17 protein-coding genes and 1 pseudogene are annotated in these 23,558 nt (G+C 58.7%); 9 read left to right on the forward strand and 9 right to left on the reverse strand.

Annotated elements, in window-relative coordinates; all coding sequences use genetic code 11:
• Positions 1-29: 29 nt before the first annotated feature.
• The 4 genes from AC1RO5_RS08970 to AC1RO5_RS08985 all read right to left on the reverse strand — a co-directional run bounded on the left by AC1RO5_RS08970 (position 30) and on the right by AC1RO5_RS08985 (position 6,695).
• Positions 30-1,451 carry an efflux transporter outer membrane subunit gene (locus AC1RO5_RS08970; protein ID WP_493174583.1) on the reverse strand — a complete coding sequence of 474 codons (1,422 nt, stop codon included), beginning with the start codon at positions 1,449-1,451 and terminating at the stop codon, positions 30-32.
• Positions 1,448-4,627 carry an efflux RND transporter permease subunit gene (locus AC1RO5_RS08975; protein WP_493174584.1) on the reverse strand — a complete coding sequence of 1,060 codons (3,180 nt, stop codon included), beginning with the start codon at positions 4,625-4,627 and terminating at the stop codon, positions 1,448-1,450. The genes AC1RO5_RS08970 and AC1RO5_RS08975 overlap by 4 nt, the downstream gene beginning before the upstream one ends.
• 12 nt (positions 4,628-4,639) lie before the next feature.
• Positions 4,640-5,893, reverse strand: a complete 1,254-nt coding sequence (gene mexE, locus AC1RO5_RS08980; protein WP_493174585.1) for a multidrug efflux RND transporter periplasmic adaptor subunit MexE — start codon at positions 5,891-5,893, stop codon at positions 4,640-4,642.
• A 427-nt stretch (positions 5,894-6,320) separates the two neighbouring features.
• The gene (locus tag AC1RO5_RS08985; RefSeq protein ID WP_493174586.1) at positions 6,321-6,695 is read right to left on the reverse strand and encodes a winged helix-turn-helix transcriptional regulator; all 375 of its coding nucleotides are present in this window, start codon (positions 6,693-6,695) and stop codon (positions 6,321-6,323) included.
• Between the two features lie 102 nt (positions 6,696-6,797).
• Between AC1RO5_RS08985 and AC1RO5_RS08990 the strand changes: the two genes are divergently transcribed.
• The 3 genes from AC1RO5_RS08990 to AC1RO5_RS09000 all read left to right on the forward strand — a co-directional run bounded on the left by AC1RO5_RS08990 (position 6,798) and on the right by AC1RO5_RS09000 (position 10,420).
• The gene (locus AC1RO5_RS08990; RefSeq protein ID WP_493174587.1) at positions 6,798-7,916 is read left to right on the forward strand and encodes an NADH:flavin oxidoreductase; all 1,119 of its coding nucleotides are present in this window, start codon (positions 6,798-6,800) and stop codon (positions 7,914-7,916) included.
• A gap of 407 nt (positions 7,917-8,323) precedes the next feature.
• Entirely contained in the window at positions 8,324-8,950 is a 627-nt protein-coding gene (locus AC1RO5_RS08995; protein ID WP_305421325.1) for a TetR/AcrR family transcriptional regulator, read from the forward strand.
• A 198-nt stretch (positions 8,951-9,148) separates the two neighbouring features.
• The gene (locus AC1RO5_RS09000) at positions 9,149-10,420 is read left to right on the forward strand and encodes an OmpP1/FadL family transporter (RefSeq protein ID WP_493174588.1); all 1,272 of its coding nucleotides are present in this window, start codon (positions 9,149-9,151) and stop codon (positions 10,418-10,420) included.
• A gap of 112 nt (positions 10,421-10,532) precedes the next feature.
• Here AC1RO5_RS09000 and AC1RO5_RS09005 read toward each other — a convergent pair whose 3' ends face one another.
• Together AC1RO5_RS09005 and AC1RO5_RS09010 are read right to left on the reverse strand one after the other, a co-directional pair.
• Complete coding sequence (locus tag AC1RO5_RS09005; protein WP_493174589.1) at positions 10,533-11,318, reverse strand: SDR family NAD(P)-dependent oxidoreductase; 786 nt, start codon at positions 11,316-11,318, stop codon at positions 10,533-10,535.
• A gap of 140 nt (positions 11,319-11,458) precedes the next feature.
• Positions 11,459-12,919, reverse strand: coding sequence for an efflux transporter outer membrane subunit (locus AC1RO5_RS09010; RefSeq protein WP_493174590.1), 1,461 nt, complete (start codon positions 12,917-12,919; stop codon positions 11,459-11,461).
• A gap of 219 nt (positions 12,920-13,138) precedes the next feature.
• Between AC1RO5_RS09010 and AC1RO5_RS09015 the strand changes: the two genes are divergently transcribed.
• The 3 genes and pseudogenes from AC1RO5_RS09015 to AC1RO5_RS09025 form a co-directional block, all read left to right on the forward strand.
• Entirely contained in the window at positions 13,139-14,248 is a 1,110-nt protein-coding gene (locus tag AC1RO5_RS09015; RefSeq protein ID WP_493174591.1) for an efflux RND transporter periplasmic adaptor subunit, read from the forward strand.
• On the forward strand, positions 14,245-17,382 hold the full coding sequence (locus tag AC1RO5_RS09020; protein WP_493174592.1) for an efflux RND transporter permease subunit: 3,138 nt from the start codon (positions 14,245-14,247) through the stop codon (positions 17,380-17,382). Before AC1RO5_RS09015 ends, AC1RO5_RS09020 begins: the two co-directional genes overlap by 4 nt.
• A 5-nt stretch (positions 17,383-17,387) precedes the next feature.
• A pseudogene (locus AC1RO5_RS09025) lies at positions 17,388-17,924 on the forward strand (beta-ketoacyl synthase N-terminal-like domain-containing protein); the annotation flags it as partial.
• Positions 17,925-17,981: 57 nt separating this feature from the next.
• On the opposite strand, the gene AC1RO5_RS09030 reads toward AC1RO5_RS09025, so the two are convergent.
• Complete coding sequence (locus AC1RO5_RS09030; protein WP_493174593.1) at positions 17,982-18,563, reverse strand: helix-turn-helix domain-containing protein; 582 nt, start codon at positions 18,561-18,563, stop codon at positions 17,982-17,984.
• Positions 18,564-18,718: 155 nt separating this feature from the next.
• On the opposite strand from AC1RO5_RS09030, the gene AC1RO5_RS09035 reads away from it, so the two are divergent.
• The 3 genes from AC1RO5_RS09035 to AC1RO5_RS09045 are packed head-to-tail and all read left to right on the forward strand — an operon-like array spanning position 18,719 to position 20,125.
• Entirely contained in the window at positions 18,719-19,612 is an 894-nt protein-coding gene (locus AC1RO5_RS09035) for a DMT family transporter (protein WP_493174771.1), read from the forward strand.
• Positions 19,613-19,668: 56 nt separating this feature from the next.
• Positions 19,669-19,956, forward strand: a complete 288-nt coding sequence (locus AC1RO5_RS09040) for a hypothetical protein (protein ID WP_493174594.1) — start codon at positions 19,669-19,671, stop codon at positions 19,954-19,956.
• Positions 19,957-19,975: 19 nt separating this feature from the next.
• A complete protein-coding gene (locus AC1RO5_RS09045; protein ID WP_493174595.1) occupies positions 19,976-20,125 on the forward strand; it encodes a hypothetical protein in 150 nt (49 codons plus the stop codon).
• Between the two features lie 332 nt (positions 20,126-20,457).
• Here AC1RO5_RS09045 and AC1RO5_RS09050 read toward each other — a convergent pair whose 3' ends face one another.
• Together AC1RO5_RS09050 and AC1RO5_RS09055 are read right to left on the reverse strand one after the other, a co-directional pair.
• Positions 20,458-22,698 (reverse strand): xanthine dehydrogenase family protein molybdopterin-binding subunit, encoded by a 2,241-nt coding sequence (locus tag AC1RO5_RS09050; RefSeq protein WP_493174596.1) that lies wholly within the window; start codon positions 22,696-22,698, stop codon positions 20,458-20,460.
• 12 nt (positions 22,699-22,710) lie between these two features.
• A complete protein-coding gene (locus AC1RO5_RS09055) occupies positions 22,711-23,184 on the reverse strand; it encodes a (2Fe-2S)-binding protein (protein WP_493174597.1) in 474 nt (157 codons plus the stop codon).
• Positions 23,185-23,558: the final 374 nt, after the last annotated feature.

Here is a 23,558-nt window from a genome sequence, read left to right on the forward strand (position 1 = left end):
GCGGCCAACCAAAGGGGCACGTTAAAGCATTACTTGCTGGCGACCGTCTCTGGCTGCCAGCCGCCGCCGAGGGCTTTGTAGATCGCGACGATGCCACGATACAAATCGACTTCGGCCTGGGCCTGGGTGTCTTCGGCTGCCAGACGCTCACGCTGAGCATCGAGCAGGACCAGGAAGTCCACGGTGCCTTCGCGGTAGCGAATGTCGGCGAGGTCCGCCGCGGCGCGGCTTGATTCGCTTTGACGAATCAGCGAAATCAGGCGCTGCTGGCGTTTGCCGTAATCGCTGAACGCGTTTTCCGACTCTTCCAATGCCAACAGCACTTTCTGCTCGTAGGTTGCCAGGGCGCCTTCGGCTTCAGCGTCGGCGCCGCGCAAACGGGCGCGCACGCTGCCCAGATCGAACGCCGCCCAGGTAATGCTCGGGCCCAGTGCCCAGGCATTGGCCGCCGACGAGCCGATCTGCGAGCCGCGTCCGGCAGTCCAGCCAAGAAAACCGCTGAGGCTCACCCGAGGGAACAAATCAGCCTTGGCCACGCCGATGCGGGCGGTGGCGGCCGCCAGTTTGCGTTCAGCGCTGCGGATGTCCGGGCGACGTTGCAGCAGTTCACCCGGATCACCGATCGGCAGTGCCTTGGCGATCGCCGGCAAGTCTTTTGGACTCAGGTCGACGGTGAGTTTGTCTGGACGTTCACCCAGCAGTGTGGCGATGCGGTTGCGTTGACGAACCTGTTCGGCCTGCAGTTGCGGCACGCTGGCTTCGACAGACGCCAGGCGCGCATCGGCGCGAACCACGTCCAGCTGATCGCCGACACCGGCATCACGCAGGCTTTCGGTGATCTTGCGTGATTCCTGCTGGTTGTTCAGGTTGGCCAGGGCAATCTTTTCCCGCAGTTGCGCGCCGCGCAGTTGGCCATAGGCGTCCACCAGTTCGGCAATCATGGTGACTTGCAGTTGGTAAAGATCGGCCTCGGCCGCTTGCTGTTCGGCGTCGCTGGATTCCAGGTTGCGCTGGATGCGACCGAACAAGTCCAGTTCCCAGGCCATGTCCAGGCCCAGGTCATAACGTTCAGTGTTGACCCGTTTGGTGGTCTGGCCGGGAATTTGCCCCTTGCCCAGATTGCTGCTAGCGCGGCTGGTGATGGTCGGCATGGCGTCATTGCTGGCGTCATCGCGAATCGCTCGGGCCGCTTTCCAGCGGGCGAAGGCCACGCGCAAATCACGGTTGCCTTGCAAGGACTGCTTCACCAACTGGTTGAGGGTCGGATCGTCGAATTGCTGCCACCAGATGCCTTCGAAACGGGCGCGGTCAAAGTTCTTTTGACCAGCGCTGCCATCGGTGGCGGCCGTGATGTTGGCCGCCTCGGTGGCAGGGGTTTTGTAGTCCGGGCCGACGGCACAGGCACTCAGTGCCAGTACCAGAAGGCTCGGCAGGAAGGCTTTCAGGCTCATTGTTGCGCCTCCAGTTTCAGGGCTTTGGCCGCTTTGCGCGCTTCACCGCGCTCCACAAAGTTGCGAATCAGTACGTAGAACACCGGCGTCAGCAACAGACCGAAGAAGGTCACCCCGAGCATCCCGGAGAACACCGCCACACCCATGGCATGACGCATTTCGGCACCGGCGCCGCTGGAGAAGACCAGTGGCACAACACCCATGATGAACGCGAAGGAGGTCATCAGGATCGGCCGCAGACGCAGACGGCAGGCTTCCAGTACCGCTGCCAGCGGGCCGAGACCTTCTTCCTGTTTATCCTTGGCAAACTCGACGATCAGAATCGCGTTCTTACAGGCAAGGCCCACCAGTACGATCAATCCGATCTGGGTAAAGATGTTGTTGTCGCCGCCCGAGGCAATCACCCCGGTAATGGCCGACAGCAGGGTCATCGGTACGATCAGGATCACCGCCAGTGGCAGGCTCCAGCTTTCGTATTGAGCCGCGAGCACCAGGAACGCCAGCAGTACGCACAGCGGGAACACGAACAGCGCGGTGTTGCCGGACAGAATCTGCTGGTAGGTCAGGTCGGTCCACTCGTAGGTCATGCCGTTCGGAAGTTCATCCTTGAGCAGTTTCTCGATAGCTTTCTCGGCCTGGCCGGAGCTGTAGCCTGGAGCTGCCGCACCGTTGATTTCAGCGGTGATGAAGCCGTTGTAGTGCATCACGCGGTCTGGCCCTGAGGTGTCGCTGACCTTGATGAAGGTCGCCAACGGGATCATCTCACCACGGTTGTTACGTACTTTCAGCTGACCGATCTGATCCGATTCGAGGCGGAACTGTTGCTCAGCCTGAACGTTGACCTGATAGGTACGACCGAAGCGGTTGAAGTCGTTGGCATACAGCGAACCCAGGTAAATCTGCAGGGTGTCGAAGATGTCGCTGACGGCCACGCCGTGAGTCTTGGCTTTTTCCCGGTCGATAGCGGCATCGACCTGCGGCACGTTCACTGTGTAACTGGTGAACAGACCGGCCAGTTCCGGCACGCTGCGGCTTTTGCCGATGATGTTCATGGTTTCTTTGTACAGCTCGTCATAGCCCAGGTTGCCCCGGTCTTCGATCTGCAGGCGGAAACCACCAATGGTCCCCAGGCCTTGTACCGGTGGCGGCGGGAAGATCGCCATGTAGGCTTCCTGAATCCCGGCGTACTGGCCGTTCAGTGCACCGGCAATCGCACCGGCGGACATGCTCGGATCCTTACGCTCGTCGAACGGTTTCAGGGTGACGAACACGATGCCGGCGTTAGGGCTGTTGGTGAAACCGTTGATCGACAGGCCGGGGAAGGCCACCGCGCTTTCCACGCCAGGCTGTTTCAGGGCCAGGTCGGACATGCGCTTGATCACGTCTTCGGTACGGTCCAGGCTCGCGGCATCCGGCAGTTGTGCGAACGCCACCAGGTATTGCTTGTCCTGGCCGGGTACGAAACCGGTCGGCGTGTTGGAGAAACCGAAGAAGGTCAGCACCATCAAGCCTGCGTACAGCAGCAGGGCGATGCCGCTGCTGCGGATAACCCGGCCCACGGTGCCGACATAGCCATGGCTGGCACGATCGAAGAAGCGGTTGAACGGACGGAACAACCAGCCACCGAAGATCTTGTCCAGAACCTTGGAGAAACGGTCCTTCGGCGCGTCATGACTTTTGAGCAATACGGCGGCCAGGGCCGGCGACAAGGTCAGCGAGTTGAAGGCCGAGATCACGGTCGAGATCGCGATGGTCAGGGCGAACTGTTTGTAGAACTGACCGGTCAAGCCGGAGATGAACGCGGCCGGGATAAACACCGCACACAGCACCAGCGCCGTCGCGATGATCGGGCCTGTCACTTCACGCATCGCACGCTTGGTGGCTTCTACCGGGGTGAGTCCGAGCCCGATGTTCCGCTCGACGTTCTCCACCACCACGATCGCGTCGTCGACCACGATACCGATGGCCAATACCAAGCCGAACAGCGACAGGGCGTTCAACGAGAAGCCGAACAGGTGCATCACGGCAAACGTACCGATCAGCGAAACCGGCACCGCCACCAACGGGATGATCGAAGCGCGCCAGGTTTGCAGGAACAGGATTACCACCAGCACAACCAGGATCAGCGCTTCGAAGAGGGTGTGAACCACCGCCTCGATGGAGCCGCGCACGAAGATCGTCGGGTCATAGACGATGCTGAAGTCCATGCCTTCCGGGAAGTTCTTCTTCAGCTCGGCCATTTTCGCCCGAACGTCGTTGGAGATCTGGATCGCGTTGGAGCCAGGGCGCTGGAAGATCGGGATCGCCACTGCCGGCTGGTTGTTCAGCAAGGAGCGCAGGGCGTATTGGCTAGAGCCGAGTTCGACACGAGCGATGTCTTTGAGGCGAGTGATTTCACCATTTTCGCCAGAGCGAATGATGATGTTCTCGAACTCTTCCTCGGACACCAGACGGCCTTGGGTGTTGACCGACAGCTGGAATGCGGTGGCATTCGGTGCAGGCGGAGCGCCCAGGGCACCGGCCGCCACTTGACGGTTCTGTTCACGAATCGCGGTGACCACATCGGTCGCCGTCAGGTTGCGCGAAGCGGTCTTGTTCGGATCGAGCCACACCCGCAGCGAGTAATCGCCCATGCCGAACAGCTGCACATCACCGACACCGCCCAGACGCGCCAGCTCATCCTTGATGTTGAGCAAGGCGTAGTTGGACAGATAGAGCATGTCGTAGCGTTTGTCCGGCGAGGTCAAGTGCACAACCATGGTCAGGTCGGGCGAAGCCTTGTCGACGGTGATACCGATGCGCGTCACTTCCTCGGGAAGCTTGGGCTCGGAACGCGTCACGCGGTTCTGCACCTGCACCTGCGCGTTGTCCAGGTCGGTGCCCAGGGCGAAGGTGATGGTCAGGGTGATCTTGCCGTCAGCGGTGGATTGCGAGGACATGTACAGCATGTTCTCGACGCCGGTGATGGCTTGCTCCAGCGGAGCGGCCACGGTTTCACCGATGACTTTAGGGTTGGCACCGGGGAAGTTGGCACGGACCACCACGGTCGGTGGCACCACTTCCGGGTATTCGCTGATCGGCAACTGGAACAGCGAGATAGCGCCGGCGATCAGGATCAGCAGCGACAGCACCGCTGCAAAGATCGGCCGTGAAATGAAGAATTGGGAAAAATTCATCGGAGTTGTCCCTTAACCGCGTGGAGTCGCAGCAGCCAGTTTCACAACCGTACCCGGCGCGACCTTGGCAGGTGCGACTTGGGGCAGGTTGCTGGCTTCCAGCGCTTGTCGTTGTTGAGCGAGTGCCGCGAGGGTTTCCTTGCTGGCCATCGGGATCACTTCAGGGGTGACCGGCGAGCCAGGGCGAACCCGTTGCAAGCCCTTGACGATGATGGTGTCGTCTTTGTTCAGGCCGCTGCGCACGATGCGCAAACCTTCGATTTTCGGACCCAGCTCGACAGGGCGGTAAGCCGTTTTGTTGTCGGCATCCATCACCAGCACGAACTTTTTACCCAGGTCGGTACCGACCGCTTCGTCGTTGATCAACACCGCGGAGTAAGTGCCGCTGCCCACCAGTTTCAGGCGTGCATAAAGACCCGGGGTGTAAGTGCCGTCGCTATTGTCGAACACTGCACGACCGCGGATGGTGCCGGTCTTCGGGTTGACCTGGTTGTCGACGAAGTTCATCTGGCCCTGGTGCGGGTTGCCGTCTTCATTGGACAGTCCCATGTAAACCGGGGTAGTGGCGCCGCGTTGACCCTGGCGGGCGAGCTGGGTGTATTTGAGGAATACACGCTCGTCGGCGTCGAAGTAGGCGTAGACCTTGTCGGTGGACACTACGCTGGTCAGTGCGGTGGTATCGGCGGTCACCAGGTTGCCGGCGGTGATTTCCGCACGGCTGACACGACCGCTGATTGGGGCCGTGACACGGGTGAAGCTCAGGTTCAGTTTGGCCAGGTCCAGTTGCGCCTGGAGCGCGCCGACGGCGGCGCGAGCCTCTTGAGCGGCACTGGTGCGCGAGTCGGCGAGCTCGGCGGAAATCGCGTTGCTGGTACGCAGGCGTTCACCGCGCTGGGCTTCGTTTTCACTGCGGGTGGCGGTGGCGCGAGCTTGTGCAACGAGGGCTTCGAGGCGGCGGACCTCAGCCTGGAACGGACGCGGGTCGATCTGGAACAACAGATCGCCTTTCTTGACCAGCGCGCCTTCGGTGAAGGCCACGTCATCGATCTGGCCGGAAACCCGTGGACGAATCTCTACCGTTTCCGGCGCTTCAAGGCGCCCGGTGAATTCGTCCCACTCGTTGACCGGTTGCTCCAGCACCTTGGCCACGCTGACTTTGGCCGCGGGCATGGTGGCGGCGGCGTCCGGGGTCTTGCCGCAAGCGCTCATCACCAGCACGGCCAACAGGGCCAAGGGGAAGCGCAAATGTTTGAGTGACTGTTCCATGGATGCATCCGCCAATGTATTGAGATGGGCGGATAATGCTTGGCGGGGCGGTATCAAACGAATCGAACGAGGCAAAGGTAACTATCATTCGGAATGATATAAGCCAGGAGCAAGCCCTCTAGCATGCACCTTTCGTTAGGGTGCTATCAAATGAAATGATGACAATTGTGTGTTGCGGGGAGTGCAAAGGTTTGGCTTGAAACCGTGTCGCAGCCTTCGCGGGCATCAGCCTCAATACAACATCAGGATCAGGCCAGACTATCCGGGTCGCCGAAGAAAATAACTTCATCAGACGGTTGCAGATAAACCTAGAGTCAATTAGGCACTTAATGTGGGCGTTGGCAGGTTTAGGGATACCGCCAGCAATCTATCAAGCAATGCGTTGCAGGATGGCAATAGCGGCGAGTCGATAAAAAGAATCACACCGTCAGCTTACCTCCGCGGCCTCGTCAAACTTCAACCGGGCCGCTTCAACCTCAGGCAATTTGTCGAGCGTCCATTTATGCAATTCGCGAAATGGCTGCTGCAGTGTTTGACCAAGTGGGGTGATCTCATACTGGACTGCCACAGGCGAGAACGAAATGACTTGACGCGAGACGAGGCCATTTCGCTCCAGCCGTCGCAGGCACTGTGTCAGTGCCTTCTGAGTGACGCCCTCCAGGCGGCGCTTGATGGCATTAAAGCGGTGCGGGCCATCATCCAGCACTGCCAGTACCATCATTGACCACTTATCTGCGATCTGGTCGAACAGCGCCCGGCTTGGGCACTCCGACGAAAAACATTGCGGCTTTAATTCCAGCATCGAAGTTTCCTCATGTATACCTAGGCGACTTTAGGTGCCTAATTGACATCTGGTTTACAAAATATACTTATATGGCTTCCAAAAGCAAATGGAGTCCATCCAATGTCAAACCTTGATACCAGCATCTTATTTCGTCCTTTTTCCATCCGATCGCTTGAACTGAAAAACCGGATTGTCATGTCGCCGATGACGAGGCAATTTTCGCCGGAGGGCATCCCCGGTGAAGGGAGCGCTGCATACTACCGGCGGCGGGCTGAGGGTCGGGTCGGATTGATTCTGTCAGAAGGGACCGTCATCGATCGTCCCGCTTCACGTAACGGTTCCAGCATCCCTTTTTTCCACGGTGAAGCAGCGCTAGCTGGATGGAAGAACGTGATTGATTCTGTTCACAATGCGGGTGGCCGCATGGGGCCGCAACTCTGGCACACCGGTGCTGTGCGTGACGTCAGCGGCTGGGAGCCTGATGCGCTGGTTGAAAGCCCATCTGGCCTCGATTCGCCAAACGACCCGCGCGGTGTGGCAATGAGCGAAGAGGATATTGCTGACACAGTTGCTGCATTTGCCAAGGCAGCAGCGGATGCCAAACGACTGGGTTTCGACATCGTTGAGATCCATGGGGCTCATGGTTATTTGATCGATCAGTTCTTCTGGGCCGGCACCAATCAGCGCACCGATCGTTACGGCGGACCGACGATCAAAGAGCGCTCGCGCTTTGCCGCTGAGATCGTGTCTGCCGTTCGTCATGCGGTCGGGCCCGAATTCCCTATCATCATGCGCGTTAGCCAATGGAAGCAGCAGGACTTTGGAGTGCGCCTCGCCGAGACCCCAGCATTAATGGAAGACTGGCTGCTACCGTTGGTTGAGGCTGGTGTTGATGTTCTGCATTGCTCGCAGCGACGCTTCTGGGACCCTGAGTTTCCCGAAATTGATGGTGAGAACGGGCTGAACTGCGCGGGCTGGGCGAAGAAAGTCACAGGGGCCACAACCATTAGCGTCGGTTCGGTCGGGCTGGATAATGATGTTACTCATGCATTCGCCGGCAAGGGATCAACCCCTGCGAGTCTGGATCGGCTCGTCGAGCGTATGGAGCGCGAAGAGTTTGATCTGATCGCAGTAGGGCGTGTTCTGCTGAGTGACAAGGATTGGGTCGCCAAAGTGGAAAAAGGCGATTACGCGGATCTGAAGGGCTTCAATCCGGCATCTTTAGCCGAATTGGTTTGAGCCTTATTGCGGAGTGGAGAGTGTGATGCCAGAAAGGTTTTAGTCTGAAGGAATCAGAGGTCTAGCCTCGGATGCTGCGAGGTGGAGATCGTAATCTGCTGTTGAGTGCGCCATGACTGTTTCAATTGAGCGAACATGTTAAGGCCACTCAACATCCGCGCAAACAGGATTGCGTTGCAGTGTGGCCCGGACATTTATGCGCAGGCTACACAATGTCGCTAGGTAATGTAGCGTTAGATTCTTCATGGCGCGGGGAGGCTCTGTCGTATAACGGAACTCATGTCGATCAGGGCTGAGTTGCCAGTTTAGTACCTCGGACGCCACTCGGCCCACAGCTGCTGCTTTGTGACTGTATATCTTTTTGGTCACAAGTTGTCAGTCCTCGATAGGATGAGTAAGCTGTTCTCATGAATCAGCCATCAATATCTTCATCTTCGCCCAGCCCCCGTGGCCCAGCCGATCACGACATTCGAGACCAGATTGTCGCGGCGGCCAACGAACACTTCAGTCAATACGGCTACGGCAAAACCACGGTTTCCGACCTGGCGAGGGCCATTGGGTTTTCCAAGGCCTACATCTACAAATTTTTTGATTCCAAGCAGGCGATCGGTGAAGCCATCTGCGCAAATTGCCTGGCAGAAATCGTCGCGGCTGTGGAGCAGGCGATCAATGTAGAAGACCTGTCGCCGACGGAGCGCTTTCGACGATTGGTCAAAACTGTGGTCGCCACAGGCGTGAATCTGTTCTTTAACGACCGAAAACTCTATGACATTGCAGCATTTGCGGCGTCGGAAAGCTGGCCCAGTACGCAGGCTTATGACGCACAGATCAAACGCTTCGTGTTGCAAATCGTGCGGGAGGGGCGAGAGATCGGCGAATTTGAACGCAAGACTCCCCTGGACGAAACAGTAGAAGCGATACATCTGGCTTTGCGGCCTTTCGTCAATCCTTTACTCCTGCAGTACAACCTCGATTATGTCGAGGAGGCGCCCACGCTCACCTCCAACCTCATTTTGCGTAGCCTCATGCCTTGACCTTCGGCTAACGGTTTTACGTCATGTCTGTGTAAGCGACACATCACCAAAACGGCTTTTCATTTTGCCCTTCTTCCAGTCGTCGAAGGGCATTTCATTTATTCGCATTGTGACCGTTGACTGAATTGGTCACACGAATAAATATGGTGAGCTGTTGCTTCTACTGCTTCATCTCAGTGATCCCATAGAGTTCAAACAATGAAAAAAATAATGCTCAAGAGCCCATTTGGCCTCGCTGTCGTGCTCGCATCTTCAAATGTGTTTGCAAGCGGTTTCGCTCTCAATGAACAAAGCGTCAGTGGCATGGGGTCCGGGTTTGCCGGGCGCTCCTCATCCGCTGAAGATGCGAGCACGGTCTTCGGTAATCCGGCGGGCATGTCTCGCTTGAAAAGGGAGCAGGTCAGTGTGGGGGCTGCGACTCTTTTTGCTAAATCCGACATAAGCCAAACCCGCAGTACATTCGGGGGCCAGGAAGACGGCGACATGGTGCCAACCACCACAGTGCCTATGGGTTACTACGTCAAACCCATCGATGAGCATTGGGCATTCGGTGTAGGTTTTTATGTACCTTTCGGTCTGATGACTGACTATGGCAGCGGTTTTGCCGGGCGTTACTACGCCAACAAAAGTGAGGTCACGACCCTCACGTTCCAGCCCACCATCAGCTATGCCTTTAACGACAAAGTTTCGATCGGCTTCGGTCCGACCATCAACCGCATCACCGGTGAGCTGTCCGGGATGGTGCCCAATCCACTTAGCCCGGGTCGCAATGACGGAAAGCTCAAAAGCACTGGCGACGACACGGCCCTCGGTTTCAATGCCGGCATCCTGGTGCAGGCTACAGACCGAACCCGCCTGGGAATGACCTACCATTCCAAGGTCAGTTACCACTTGGACGCCAAGACCAAGGTCACCGACGGCATCTTTAGTGTGTTGGGGGTTAGCGGCCGCAGTTATGACGCTTCGCTGGATGTGGATACCCCAGAGTCAGTGGATTTCTCGGTAACTCATCAGCTTAATAACGACTGGACACTCTACTTGGGGAGTACCTGGACACGCTGGAGTCGCTTCAAAGAGTTAACCATCGAGAACACTGGTTTACCCCCTTTGTTGAGCGGCTCGCTGGGCACTATTACCGAAGAACAAAACTGGCATGATACGTGGGCTCACGCTATCGGCACGGCGTACAAATTGAACAGCCAATGGGTACTTCGCGCAGGCTTCTCGGTCGACCAGTCTCCCACCAACAACACCAACCGTGGACCACGTATTCCTACGGGTGACCGGAAGGTTATCAGCTTCGGTGCTGGCTGGACTCCGGCGGACAATGTCACGATCGATGTTGCTTATTCCTACCTGTGGGAGGAGAGCGTGCAGATCAACGACGCCTCTGCGAGCAGAGGCGCATACAGTGCCAAATATAAGAACAGCGCGAACGGGCTCGGTACTTCTGTGAGTTACCGTTTCTAGTTGAGTGCTGTTGCACGATAACTGTCTGGTCGGGAGCGCGCGTCGCCTCCCGGCCTTTTAGAACACATCCCTGGCATTCCCTCTCAGGGAAAAGGCACCTTTGTCGCCCGCCTCAGACTCCCATCACCTGCGCCATAAGGCTCTGATGAAACCGACGAGGCGTGGCCCAAGTCAAGACAGTAATGGCCTTGTTGCCAAAACCTGGCACCACACTCATACGTCCGGCTTGCAGCGCACGGATTCCTGTACGCACGACGGGTTGGGGCTGCATCATCACCCTTTTCAAGACCGGCGTGATCTTTTGCTTGGCGCTTTCTGCAAATCCGGTGTCCGACATCCCTGGGCAAAGTGCGGTAACGACGACACCATCATTTTTCAGTTCGCGATGAAGCGCATCAGAGAAGCGAAGAACATAGGCTTTCGCGGCAGAGTAAACGGCGAAATTCTTCACGCCCTGGAAGGACAGCAAGCTTGCGACCATCAGGATGTGCCCACGTTTGCGGGCTCGCATGTCGGCCGCGAAAAGGCGTGTCAGGGCTGTCAGGCTGGCGATATCCAGATCAATCATGGTCAGGGAATGGTCCAGAGGCTGATCCAGGAAAGGCCCCTGCAATCCATGGCCCGCATTGTTGATGAGCACATCGATCACTATATTGCGTTCGCTGAGTCGCTCATGCAGTTCGATGATCGCCGGGATCGAGGACAGGTCTACTTGTTCGACGATCACATCAACGCCGAAGCGTTCGCGCAACTGCGCCGATAGCGCTTCGAGCTTACTCAGCCTTCTTGCTACCAGAACGAGCGATTTTCCCTGCGCTGCATATTGCCGGGCAAACTCCTCGCCAAATCCGCTTGATGCTCCGGTGATGAGCACCCAGGAATTCTCGTTCGATTTCATTTCGCTGTACTCCGGTTGGTTTCTATTGAGCAATTGGTTGCTGATCGCGTCAGTCGGTGAGCGAAACCCGCTCTCGGATTGGGTAGTAGCTGAAAGAGAAGGGGAGGTGCGTGCATCAAGTTCTACGTCACCTGGTTAAATCATCGTGTCGCAACAGGCTGGGCTTCAGGAGGTTGCCAGCCACCACCTAGCGCCTTGAATGCCGCAACCGCCGCCCGTGCCGATTCCGTTCGCGCTTGTGCCCGAGCATCGGAAGCCTGCAGCATCGTCTCGTCGGCGTGCAGGACATCGATCAGGCTGGCGGTGCCTTTCTGATAGGCAATGAACGACGATTGGCGAGCCTGTGTCAAAGACGCCTCTCCCCCGGTGAGGGTGGTTGCTTGAGCCTCCCGATTCACCAGTGCGGAGAACGCGTTCTCGACATCCTCGGTGGCGCGCAGCACAGACTGACGGTAAGCCGCCAGGGTTTCGGCTTCCTGTCCCTTGGCTTGGTCGATTTGGGCGTTTATGCGACCAAAATCGAAGAGTCTCCAGCGCAGTCCCAATGCGCCCGCCGACTGGCTGGCGCCGCTGGTGAAAAGGTTACCTGCGGATACAGCCGTGGCACTGCCCAGCAATGCGCTAAGGGAGAATTTCGGGTAGTACTCAGCAATCGCCTCCCCGATGCGTGCGTTTGAGGCCGCAAGACGGCGCTCAGCCACAATGAGGTCTGGCCTGCGGCGCAGCAAATCGGCCGGCGTTCCCATCGCCTTTAACTGCGGCGCGACAGGAATGCTCCCCGCACTTGCCAGTTGTGTGCGGTGAGTGCCTGGCGGCGTGCCGAGTATCACATCCAGCGCATTCATGGCAGCATCCAGGCCAGTCTGCAGGACCGGCACTGTCGCTTGGACCTGCGATAGCGCCCCCTCGGTCTGGCGAACCTGATAGTTGGCGGCGAGCCCCTTGCTGTAGAGCAATTGGACTTTCTCTAGTAGCTCCTGCTGTGTTTTGACTTGTCGGTTCGCAATGTCCAGCCGGGTCTGCAGTCCGCGGATAGTGATGTAGATATCAGCGGTCTGCGCGGCGATGGCTAATCGTGTGGCAGCGACGCCCGCCTGGGAAGCCTGGTACTCGGCCAGAGCCGCCTCGCGTCCGCGGCGCAATCCGCCAAAGACATCTACCTCCCAGCTGGCATCGAGGTTGGCCTCGTATGAACTTCCGTACCGATCATAGCCAGGCGTTGAGTTCAACACCTGGCCGAGCGGCGTCTCGATTGACTGGTAGGAGCGCGCGGCCTGTCCGCTGATGTTCCCCGAGGGCAGTAAAGCGGCATTTGCGGCGCCCAGTCCTGCCCGCGCCTGCGTGACTCGCGCCGACGCCTGCGCCAGATCCAGGTTCTGATCAAGTGCCTTGGAGACGAAGTCGGCTAACAGTGGATCACCAAAGCCTTCCCACCAGGCGACAAGACTGGCCGGCGTCGCCCCTGGTCTCTGTTCGACAGAAGACTGCCCCAAGTAATGGTCCGAAAGTGGGGCGTCCGGACGGTGATAGTCCGGACCGACCGCGCAACCTGTCATCAAGCTGGCACTCACCAAGAGAGCAATGGGGCGGAGGGGAGGCATTGAGGTACCTTCAATCGAGGATGTTTGTGACCATATTACGTCGCGGTCACATTCTGTCAATCGACGCTCTTTGAGCTATGTTCGGAATTGGCTCAATGCGTGCGGCGATTCTGGTGCTTAGGTCGAGGGGCTTGGCATTTTACAATATGTGACCATTGACAGTAATGGTCACTGGACTGAGAATGTGACGCCTGTCCTATTTTTTAAGTAAGGGAACCTATGCGCCGGCTTCGACCTGTCCCCATTGCCGCTTGCTTGTTGCCTCTCGTCCTGACGGCGTGTGGTGACTCATCCACCGTTGAAGATCCACGCACGCAGGCCCCTCTGGTGAGGTCCTCTGCGGTTCAGGGTTCGTCCGACGTCTCACGTTCTTTTACTGGCGTCGTGGCTGCCCGCGTCCAGGGCGATCTGGGTTTTCGGGTATCAGGCAAGGTGCTTGAGCGTCTGGTTGACACCGGTCAGACCGTTAAGCGTGGTCAGCCACTCATGCGTCTCGACCCAATCGACCTGGGGTTGCAGGCGCGAGCACAGCAAGAGTCGGTCATCGCCGCTCGGGCCCGAGCCAAACAGACAGCAGATGACGAGGCGCGATATCGCGATCTGGTCGCCGCAGGCGCTATTTCAGCATCGGCTTACGACCAGATCAAAGCCGCAGCGGATACCGCAAAGGCGCAGCTCAGCGCCGCTGAAGCGCAGGCCGACGTAGCCCGCAATGCTTCTGGTTATGCGGTGCTGTTTGCGGATTCCGACGGCGTTGTGGTGGAGACGCTTGCCGAGCCCGGGCAAGTCGTCAGCCCGGGGCAGCCCGTGGTTCGACTGGCGCGGGCGGGGCAGCGCGAAGCCATCGTGCATCTGCCCGAGACGCTACGCCCCACAGCAGGATCCACTGCGCAGGCGACGCTTTACGGCAATACCACGGGTGCTGTTACAGCGAAGCTAAGGCTGCTTGCTGATTCGGCCGACCGAATGACACGCACCTTCGAGGCGCGGTATGTGCTTGAGGGCGCGCTGGCCAATGCACCGCTAGGTTCGACCGTCACGCTTCGGATCGCTGAAGGCACCACGCAAGGGCAGGGGCTGCAAGTACCGATCGCTGCCGTTTATGACCCAGGCCAAGGCACTGGCGTGTGGGTCATCGTCGGTACTCCGGCGAAAGTGACTTGGCGATCTGTTCAGGTCCTGGGCTTGAGCGACGACGCAGCGCGAGTCGCAGGCGATCTCAAGGTCGGTGAGCAGATCGTAGCGTTAGGCGCGCATCTGCTGCGCGATGGTGAGGAGGTAAGACTGGCTCAACCGGGTGACGTCAAGGTTGCCGGGAGTCATCCATGAGCGAGGGGCGCTTCAATCTCTCCGCGATCGCCGTTCGTGAGCGCTCCATCACGGTGTTTCTGATCTTCCTGATCGCCGTTGCGGGCATCCTGTCGTTCTTCCAACTGGGGCGTGCGGAAGATCCTCCGTTTACGGTCAAGCAGTTGACGGTCATTACCGCGTGGCCGGGCGCCACGGCGCAGGAGATGCAGGATCAGGTAGCAGAGCCACTTGAAAAACGCCTGCAAGAACTGAAATGGTACGACCGCACGGAAACCTACACCCGTCCTGGCCTCGCTTTCACGATGGTGTCACTGCTCGATAGCACGCCGCCCTCGCAAGTGCAGGAGGAGTTCTATCAGGCGCGCAAAAAGCTCGACGATGAGGCCGGGAAGCTGCCGGCGGGTGTCATCGGGCCAATGGTCAACGACGAGTTTTCGGATGTGACATTTGCACTGTTCGCCCTGAAAGCCAAAGGCGAGCCGCAGCGACTGTTGGTGCGTGATGCAGAGTCGTTGCGCCAACAACTGTTGCATGTGCCGGGCGTGAAGAAGGTCAACATTATTGGGGAGCAGCCCGAACGTATCTTTGTTTCCTTTTCCCATGATCGGCTGGCCACCTTGGGCGTATCGCCTCAGGACATCTTTGCCGCACTGAACAATCAGAACGTGCTCACGCCTGCCGGTTCGATCGAAAGCGACGGGCCGCAAGTCTTTCTCCGGCTGGATGGCGCCTTCGACAAGGTGCAGAAGATTCGTGACACACCCATTGCGGTTCAGGGGCGGACGCTGAAGCTCTCGGACGTGGCGACGATCGAACGTGGTTATGAAGATCCGGCAACCTTTCTCGTGCGTAATAACGGTGAAGAGGCCTTGTTGCTGGGGATCGTGATGCGTGAGGGCTGGAACGGTCTTGACCTGGGCAAGGCGTTGGACGCGGAGACGGTCAAGATCAATGAGGGCATGCCGTTGGGCATGACGCTCTCCAAGGTTACCGATCAATCTGTAAATATCAGTTCGGCCGTCGGCGAGTTCATGGTCAAATTTTTCGTCGCGCTGCTTGTGGTGATGCTCGTCTGCTTTCTCAGCATGGGCTGGCGTGTAGGCGTTGTGGTCGCTGCGGCTGTGCCGTTGACATTGGCTGTGGTGTTTGTGGTGATGGCGGCCACTGGAAAGAACTTTGACCGTATCACCCTTGGCTCGTTGATTCTGGCGCTCGGACTTCTGGTGGACGATGCCATCATTGCTATCGAAATGATGGTGGTGAAAATGGAAGAGGGCTACGACCGCATCAAAGCTTCCGCGTACGCCTGGAGTCATACGGCCGCGCCGATGCTTTCCGGTACGCTGGTGACGGCTATCGGCTTTATGCCCAACGGCTTCGCGCAATCGACAGCCGGCGAGTACACCAGCAACATGTTCTGGATCGTGGGCATTGCCCTGATTGCCTCCTGGGTGGTTGCGGTAGCTTTTACCCCGTACCTGGGTGTGAAGATGTTGCCGAACATCAAGAAGGTCGAAGGTGGTCACGCGGCCATCTACAACACCCGAAATTACAACCGCTTCCGCCAGGTGTTGACGCGTGTCATCACTCGCAAATGGCTGGTGGCCGGTACTGTTATCGCTATGTTTGGCGTGGCGATTCTCGGCATGAGCCTGGTCAAGAAACAGTTCTTCCCTACCTCGGACCGTCCAGAGGTATTGATTGAAGTGCAAATGCCTTATGGAACCTCCATTGAGCAGACCAGCGCCACCACCGCCAAGATAGAGGCCTGGCTGCAAAAGCAGGGTGAGGCAAAAATCGTCACGGCCTATATCGGGCAAGGCGCGCCGCGTTTCTATCTGGCGATGGCGCCGGAACTCCCCGATCCGTCTTTCGCGAAGATTGTGGTGCTGACGGACAGCCAGGAGGAGCGCGAGGCCCTCAAGTTCCGTCTCCGCGAGGCCGCTGCTGAGGGACTTGCCCCAGAAGCGCGTGTCAGGGTGACTCAGCTTGTGTTTGGTCCGTATTCGCCGTTCCCTGTTGCCTATCGGGTGATGGGGTCTGATCCGTCAAAATTGCGCGAGATCGCGGGCCAGGTACAGGACGTGATGCAGTCGAGCCCGATGATGAGAACCGTCAACACTGACTGGGGGCCACTGACGCCGGCGCTGCATTTCGCTCTGGATCAGGATCGCTTGGAGGCGGTGGGGTTGACGTCAAACTCAGTCGCGCAGCAACTGCAGTTCCTGTTGGCCGGAGTACCGATCACCGCAGTTCGTGAGGACATTCGCTCGGTGCAGGTGGTTGGTCGCGCAGCGGGTGATATCCGGCTCGATCCCGCCAAGATAGAAGGCTTTACGCTGGTGGGCTCGGCGGGTCAGCGGATTCCGCTGTCCCAGGTGGGAGAGGTCGATGTGCGTATGGAGGATCCGATCCTAAGGCGTCGTGACCGCACGCCGACCATTACCGTGCGCGGCGACATTGCCGAAGGCTTGCAGCCACCGGACGTCTCGAGCGTCATCATCAAGGAGTTGCAGCCAGTCATCGACAAGCTGCCTGGCGGGTACCGGATTGAGCAGGCGGGTGCAATCGAGGAGTCGGGCAAGGCCGGTAAAGCGATGTTGCCGTTATTCCCGATCATGATTGCCATGACGCTGCTGGTCATCATTCTGCAGGTCCGTTCGATCTCGGCGATGATCATGGTGTTCCTCACCTCGCCACTGGGGTTGATTGGTGTGGTGCCGACACTGCTTATCTTCCAGCAGCCGTTTGGTATCAACGCTCTGGTCGGTCTAATCGCCCTTTCGGGCATTTTGATGCGCAATACGCTGATTCTGATTGGGCAAATCCATCACAACGCGCAAGAAGGGCTGGATCCGTTTCACGCGGTGGTTGAAGCCACGGTCCAACGTGCCCGCCCGGTACTGCTGACAGCGCTGGCGGCAATCCTGGCGTTCATTCCCCTGACACACTCCGTCTTCTGGGGGACGCTGGCCTACACGCTGATCGGAGGCACGTTCGTCGGAACCATCATGACGCTGGTATTCCTGCCAGCGATGTACTCCATCTGGTTCAAGATCCGTCCTGACAATAAGGGTCAACTGAACAGCGAAACTGACGTAGCACGCGAGCCTGGAGGAGAAGACGCCACCCGTCCTCTCGCCGTTCTTTAGCCGGGGGTACAGGCGTTGCAGTAGGCGATCAGGTGCCCTCACTGGAGGAGGATGCCATCGCGGGTTACGACCCGGAGCGCATCATTTCGGCCAAGGACCGCAAGAAGATGGATCGCTTCATCGAGTTTGCACTTGTGGCCGCGCACGAAGCTCTGGAGCAGGCAGGCTGGCATCCGACTGATGTCGCAGACCAGGAGCGTACCGCCACGATCATTGCATCGGGCGTAGGTGGTTTTGGCGCGATTGCCAACGCTGTACATACCACCGATGCGCGTGGTCCTCGCCGATTGTCGCCGTTCACTGCACCGTCTTTCCTCGCCAACATGGCGGCCGGGCACGTTTCCATCCTGCACGGTTTCAAAGGGCCGCTCGGCGCGCCCGTAACGGTCTGTGCTGCAGGGGTACAGGCTATCGGCGATGCGGCCAGACTCATCAGAAGTGGTGAGGCGGACATCGCCATATGCGGCGGTACCGAAGCAGCGATAGACCGTGTGACCCTGGGTTGTTTTGCTGCGGCTCGTGCGCTATCCGCTGGCTTTGCTCTAGAAGATTCAGGGTGATTCAAGACGTGGGTACCCACCGTGTCGATGGCACCCACCTCAGGAATGCTCTATCACCATCACCGCAGTGGTGTCCGCCTCGAGTGCTTCGAACACGTGAGGCACATTAGCGAGGTAGCTGATGTAGTCGCCCGCGTTCAGCAATACAGGTCCAGTCGCCGGGCCGATATGGGCACTGCCACTGCACAGCACCACGTGCTCTACGGTGCCCAGTGGGTGGGGCTGAGACAGCCGAACTTCGCCGGGTTGCACTTTGAGCCGGTAGATATCACGTTGTACTCCCACCGGGCAATCGGCAAGCAGTGTCGCTGCATAATTGGCAGTCTCGGCATAGGTCGTCATACCCTCGTTGGCGCGTATCACCCGCAGGGTCTGCTGGGGTTGCTCGAAGAACCGGGTGACTTGCAAGCCCATTGCCATCGCCAGCGACCACAAGGTTTCGATGCTGGGGTTACCGATTCCCGACTCCAATTGAGATAAGGTCGACTTCGCCACCCCGGCGCGCTTCGCCAGCTCGGTCAAGGAAAGCCCGGCGGCCAGGCGCTCGCGTTTGATTGAAAGGGCCAGCAGATCGATTCGGCTCGGGTTATTTATCAGTAGGGCGTTCGTTATATCGGTCATTTGTTTTGTAAATCATCCTGAAATGGGTTGACGCTCTCAGGCGCCTTGTTCAGTATAGTGGTCATTCGTTCATTATAAAGTTCGCTTTGCCGAATCAACCCCCATGAATGGCGGCTTAGGTTACGGCAATGCCGGCAGCAAGGAAGCAGTGAGTGATGAAGTCGCAAACCCGTGGGACGCTCGAAATGATTTCGGCCATGGTGATCTCCGGCACGGTGGGCTGGTTCGTCATCATGTCGGGGCAGAGCCCGGAGGCCGTGGTGTTCTGGCGTTGCTTGTTCGGCGCCATGGCGATGCTGGTTGCGTGCCTGGTGCTCGGGGTGCTGCGCCGCTCCCGGATCAACGCCCGGCAGTTCATTCTGGTGTGCCTGGGCGGGGTGGCGCTGATTCTCAACTGGGTGCTGCTGTTCAGTGCCTACAAACATTCCTCTATCGCCATTGCGACGGTGGCCTACCACGTTCAGCCGTTCATGCTGGTCGGTCTGGGTGTGCTGTTCTTCGCCGAGCGCCTCAGCGCCGCCAAGGTCGGCTGGCTGCTGTTGGCCTTCGCCGGTCTGATGCTGATCGTGTCCGCCAAAGGCAGTGGGCAGGCCACCGGCGCCGACTACCTGCTGGGCGTCTGCCTGGCCCTGGCTTCAGCCTTCTTCTACGCTGTGGCGGCGGCGATTACCAAGCGCCTCAAGGACTTACCCGCGCACCTGATCGTGCTGATCCAGATGGTGGTAGGCGTTCTGATCCTGGCACCGTTCGTGGACTTCACCAGGGTCGATACGGTCGAGGGCGCCTGGACTTACCTGATCATTATCGGCGTGGTCCATACCGGGCTCATGTCGACTCTGCTGTACAGCGCCATCCAGAAAATCCCCACGGCGCTGGTCGGGGCACTGTCGTTCATTTATCCGATCGTCGCCATCCTGGTCGACTGGGTTGCCTTCGCCCACCCGCTCGGCGTCCTGCAAATGATTGGCGCGAGCGCCATCCTGCTGGCGGCTGCGGGCATGAACTTCGGTTGGTCGCTGGGCCGCGCCCCGCGTCAGGAAGTGACGTAGGGCCTGTCGCGACACCACACGCCATCTGAACCATCGTTAAATCAAGGGAGTTGATCGTGACTGTGATCCTGTGTGGCCTGGGAGGCTGTCTTCCGCCTCAGATAATTGACAATCAGCAAATTTCCAGCGGGCTGGATACCACGCCCGAATGGATAGAATCGCGCACCGGCATTCGCGAACGCCGAATGGTCAGTGACGGATTGAGCATGCTCGACCTGGCAATCAAAGCCGGCGCCCGTGCCCTCGCCTCGGCAGGTGGGCAGGCGGTGCAGGCGGTGGTGGCTGCAGACGTGGTCGCCACGGCCCGTCGCACCATGGACGGTACGGACAATCGCCATGCTTGACCGCTGTGGATAGCCCCGATTGACTTGGGTGGTGTTCCACCACAGCAACCTGTGGCTGTGGTTGGTGTGGCAGGCGCTGTCATACGACCTTGAGGGCTGGCGTACCCTGCTGGTCGCCACCCATTTGGCTCAGCAGCAGTGCCTGCGGCTCTTTTGTGGGCCGTTGTGAGCGCCCGGTCGTCAGCGATTAGGCGTTGCGCCGGTTTGACTCAAAGGCTCTCAGGGTCGCCAAAGAACATTTTGACTTGGCTTTAGGTCAGTGCTTTGAAGGCAAAAAAACCTAGTGTGCCCCCAATATTGCTCCCGCTCGCACCCAGAACACGAGCGACCGAGGAAAATACCCATATTCGTAGTACCGGCAAAGTGGCTGTGATGGTTGTTAGCCGAGAGGACCACGAGTCCGTATGTCGGGACTCGTCGATCCCGGTCCTATTGCCAAAGGCTTTCCCAAGTGGATGGGCCTCTGGCTGATTAAGGTTCTTGACAGTCCCCCAGGCTCTATCACGTCAGCTTGAAGGGCAACTCACGTACCGACTTACCCGTGAGGCGTGCGACCGCGTTTGCAAAGGCAGGGGCCAACGGTGGAAGGCCGGGTTCACCCATCCCTGTGGGTGGCTCGGCGCTTGGCACGACATGAATGGAGAATTCCGGCATATCGGTAATGCGCGGAACGCTGAAGTCACCAAAATTACTCTGTTGCACGACGCCGTCTTTCAAGGTGATGGCACCGCCCGGCAAGCACATTGACAGCCCCATAAGGGCAGCACCTTGTACTTGGGCCTCAACGCTGCGTGGGTTGACGACGAGGTTGCAGTGGACGCCGGCGGTCACATGGTGCAGTACCGGACGGCCGTTTTGCACTGAAGCTTCCACGACGTAAGCCACTACCGAACTGAACGACTCATGTACCGCAACGCCCCAGGCTCGACCCGCAGGCAGCTCGCGTTTGCCGTACTTGCTCTTGTCCACCGCCAGTTGCAATGCAGCTCGATGGCGCGGACTTTGATCGGCAAAAAGTTTCATCCTGTAAGCCACTGGATCTTGTTTGGTTGTTCGGGCGATCTCATCGATCACCGTCTCCATCACGAAGGCTGTGTGGGTGGAGCCCACACTGCGCCACCACAACACCGGTACGTTGAGTTTTGGGTGATGCACCGTCAGGCGCATCGGCAGAGGATAGGGATCGCGCATACCTTCTGTTGCCGTGGGGTCTATGCCGTTTTTCACCCGCCCCTCGAACATGGTGCCGCTGATGATGGACTGTCCTACCACCACGTGGTCCCAGGCCAGCACCTTGCCGGTTTCGTCAAAACCGATACGAGCACGGTGCAGGTGCATGGGGCGGTAATAGCCGCCTTTGATATCGTCCTCGCGGCTCCATAGGGTGCGCACCGGTGCACTCAAACCGGCCATTCGCGCGGCCTTGGCCACCTCGCATGCCAGCACCACTATGTCGCTGGTGGCTATGCCACGCCGGCCAAAGCCACCGCCAGCGGTCTGTACATTAATTTGAATTTGCTCGGGCTTGAGGTTCAGTACACGTGCGGCTGCCGCGCTGTCAGCCCCGGCAAACTGAGTGCCCACCCATAGTTCGCAGCGTTCTTCGGACAGTTTGACTGTGCAGTTCAACGGTTCCATTGGCGCATGGGCCAGATAAGGAAACACGAACTCAGCTTCCAATCGATGTGGTGCTGTTTCCAGTGGCGCCATGTCCGCCTCGAAGAGCCGTGGACCAGGACGACCCGCCAGCTCTCTGTAGTCGGCCAACTGCTTGTCGCTATCGACCTTTTCGACAGTCGTCGTATCCCATTGCAGCTTCAGCGCATCACGCCCTTGTTTGGCTTGCCAGTAACCGTCAGCGACGACGGTTACGCCTTCAGCCCCCCCATCAAGCGGTACACGCAGCACAGCTTTCACGCCTTTGATGGCACGTGCAGCACTGTCATCCAAAGACGCAATTTTGGCACCGAATACTGGCGGTCTGGCCACCACGGCCGTTAGTTGCCCCGGTAGTTTCATGTCGATGCCGAAATCCTGCTGGCCACTGCTCTTGGCCTTGGCATCGATGCGGGTGGTGGCATTGCCAATGATTCGGAAGTCTTTGGGGTCCTTGAGCGTGATCGTCTCGGGCACAGGCAGCGCCATGGCGGCCTCCGACAGTTCGCCATAGCTCGCTTTGCGGCCCGCGGGGCCGAGCACCATTCCGGATTGCGTGCTTAGGCTGGTCACATCGACATTCCAGCGCGCGGCCGCCGCGGCGAGCAGCATGGCGCGAGCGCGGGCACCCAGTTCGCGGTACTGGGTATAGCTGTTCTTGATCGAATTGGAGCCACCGGTGAGGTGCATGCCAAAGAGTGGGTCCCGGTAGGCGATGTCGCTGGTGCCGTTACGGCTGCGAACGAGGCTCCAGTCGGCATCAAGCTCTTCGGCGAGGATCATCGGTAGGCCGGTCTGCACACCCTGTCCGAACTCCAGCCGGTTGATGGTTACCGTTACTTCCCCATTCGGCGCTATCTGTACGAATGCCGAAGGTTGCTGACTCGGCTTGAGAGTTTCTGCCCGGTTGTCGCCAGGCTGTTGCGCCAGGGCCAGGTGAGGAAATGCCCCCAACGCCAGGCCGCCGACACCAAGGATTTTCAGGAAACTGCGGCGGGGGAGTGTGCTGGGGCCGTCGATCTGGTCGCGTTCAAGCATGTGTTGCAACGTGCGGGGGAGTTCGTCCGGGTAGATGTCGTTGAACATGGCAAGCTCCAGTCAGGCGAGGGCTTTGGCGGCATCAGCCACCGCCGCGCGGATACGAGCGTAAGTGCCGCAGCGGCAGATGTTGCCGGCCATTGCCGAGTCGATCTCGGCCGCCGTGGGTTGCTTGCCCTTGTGTTGGGTCTTGAGGAAAGCCGTCGCGCTCATGATCTGGCCGCTCTGGCAATAGCCGCATTGCGCCACGTCGTGTTTGACCCATGCCTCGTGCACGGCTGTGCCAACGGGGTCACTGCCATTGGTTGTTGCTTCGATGGTGCTGATCTTCCTGCCCTCGGCGGCTGCGACAGGCGTGACACAGGAACGAACAGCCTGTCCATCAAGGTGGACAGTACAAGCCCCGCACAGTGCTGCCCCGCAGCCAAACTTGGTGCCGGTCATGCCCAGCGCGTCGCGCAAAGTCCAGAGAATCGGGGTGCCAGGATCTACGTCAACCGTGTAATCACGGCCATTGATGTTGAGGGCGCTCATAGTGGGACAGCTCTCCATGAATGAGTGGGATCAGTGTTCTGGGCATTTGCCAACTGTAGCGCCGTACTGCCTGGGTCGATTGCGCGATCCGCTTCAATGATTGCCCAATTTGACGGATGAGTTGAGCGTTCAAAGCGCGCGACTCACGACACTTGAAGTTCCTGAAACGGTGATTGAATCAGGCAATGAAAGAGCTGGATTGGGCAGCGCTATGGGCTATTGGTCGACGCATACTTTAAAAGCTGGTGGAGGACTTGGAGATCCGAGTCGCTGCGTTCTCGTTGCTTGCGATTCGTAGTTCGCCCAAGGAGGGCCCCTTCGCGAGCCGTGAAGGACTGCTGCGAGAGGTCAGAGCGAAGAGGGGTAAACTGACA

It is taken from the genome of Pseudomonas sp. GW822-FHT02G04, from assembly GCF_058802085.1.

Bases quoted from the DNA above. Each gene is read 5' to 3' on its own strand.
- AC1RO5_RS08970 (WP_493174583.1), bottom strand. From the start codon at position 1,451: ATGAGCCTGAAAGCCTTCCTGCCGAGCCTTCTGGTACTGGCACTGAGT.
- AC1RO5_RS08975 (WP_493174584.1), bottom strand. From the start codon at position 4,627: ATGAATTTTTCCCAATTCTTCATTTCACGGCCGATCTTTGCAGCGGTG.
- mexE (WP_493174585.1), bottom strand. From the start codon at position 5,893: ATGGAACAGTCACTCAAACATTTGCGCTTCCCCTTGGCCCTGTTGGCC.
- AC1RO5_RS08985 (WP_493174586.1), bottom strand. From the start codon at position 6,695: ATGCTGGAATTAAAGCCGCAATGTTTTTCGTCGGAGTGCCCAAGCCGG.
- AC1RO5_RS08990 (WP_493174587.1), top strand. From the start codon at position 6,798: ATGTCAAACCTTGATACCAGCATCTTATTTCGTCCTTTTTCCATCCGA.
- AC1RO5_RS08995 (WP_305421325.1), top strand. From the start codon at position 8,324: ATGAATCAGCCATCAATATCTTCATCTTCGCCCAGCCCCCGTGGCCCA.
- AC1RO5_RS09000 (WP_493174588.1), top strand. From the start codon at position 9,149: ATGAAAAAAATAATGCTCAAGAGCCCATTTGGCCTCGCTGTCGTGCTC.
- AC1RO5_RS09005 (WP_493174589.1), bottom strand. From the start codon at position 11,318: ATGAAATCGAACGAGAATTCCTGGGTGCTCATCACCGGAGCATCAAGC.
- AC1RO5_RS09010 (WP_493174590.1), bottom strand. From the start codon at position 12,919: ATGCCTCCCCTCCGCCCCATTGCTCTCTTGGTGAGTGCCAGCTTGATG.
- AC1RO5_RS09015 (WP_493174591.1), top strand. From the start codon at position 13,139: ATGCGCCGGCTTCGACCTGTCCCCATTGCCGCTTGCTTGTTGCCTCTC.
- AC1RO5_RS09020 (WP_493174592.1), top strand. From the start codon at position 14,245: ATGAGCGAGGGGCGCTTCAATCTCTCCGCGATCGCCGTTCGTGAGCGC.
- AC1RO5_RS09030 (WP_493174593.1), bottom strand. From the start codon at position 18,563: ATGACCGATATAACGAACGCCCTACTGATAAATAACCCGAGCCGAATC.
- AC1RO5_RS09035 (WP_493174771.1), top strand. From the start codon at position 18,719: ATGAAGTCGCAAACCCGTGGGACGCTCGAAATGATTTCGGCCATGGTG.
- AC1RO5_RS09050 (WP_493174596.1), bottom strand. From the start codon at position 22,698: ATGTTCAACGACATCTACCCGGACGAACTCCCCCGCACGTTGCAACAC.
- AC1RO5_RS09055 (WP_493174597.1), bottom strand. From the start codon at position 23,184: ATGAGCGCCCTCAACATCAATGGCCGTGATTACACGGTTGACGTAGAT.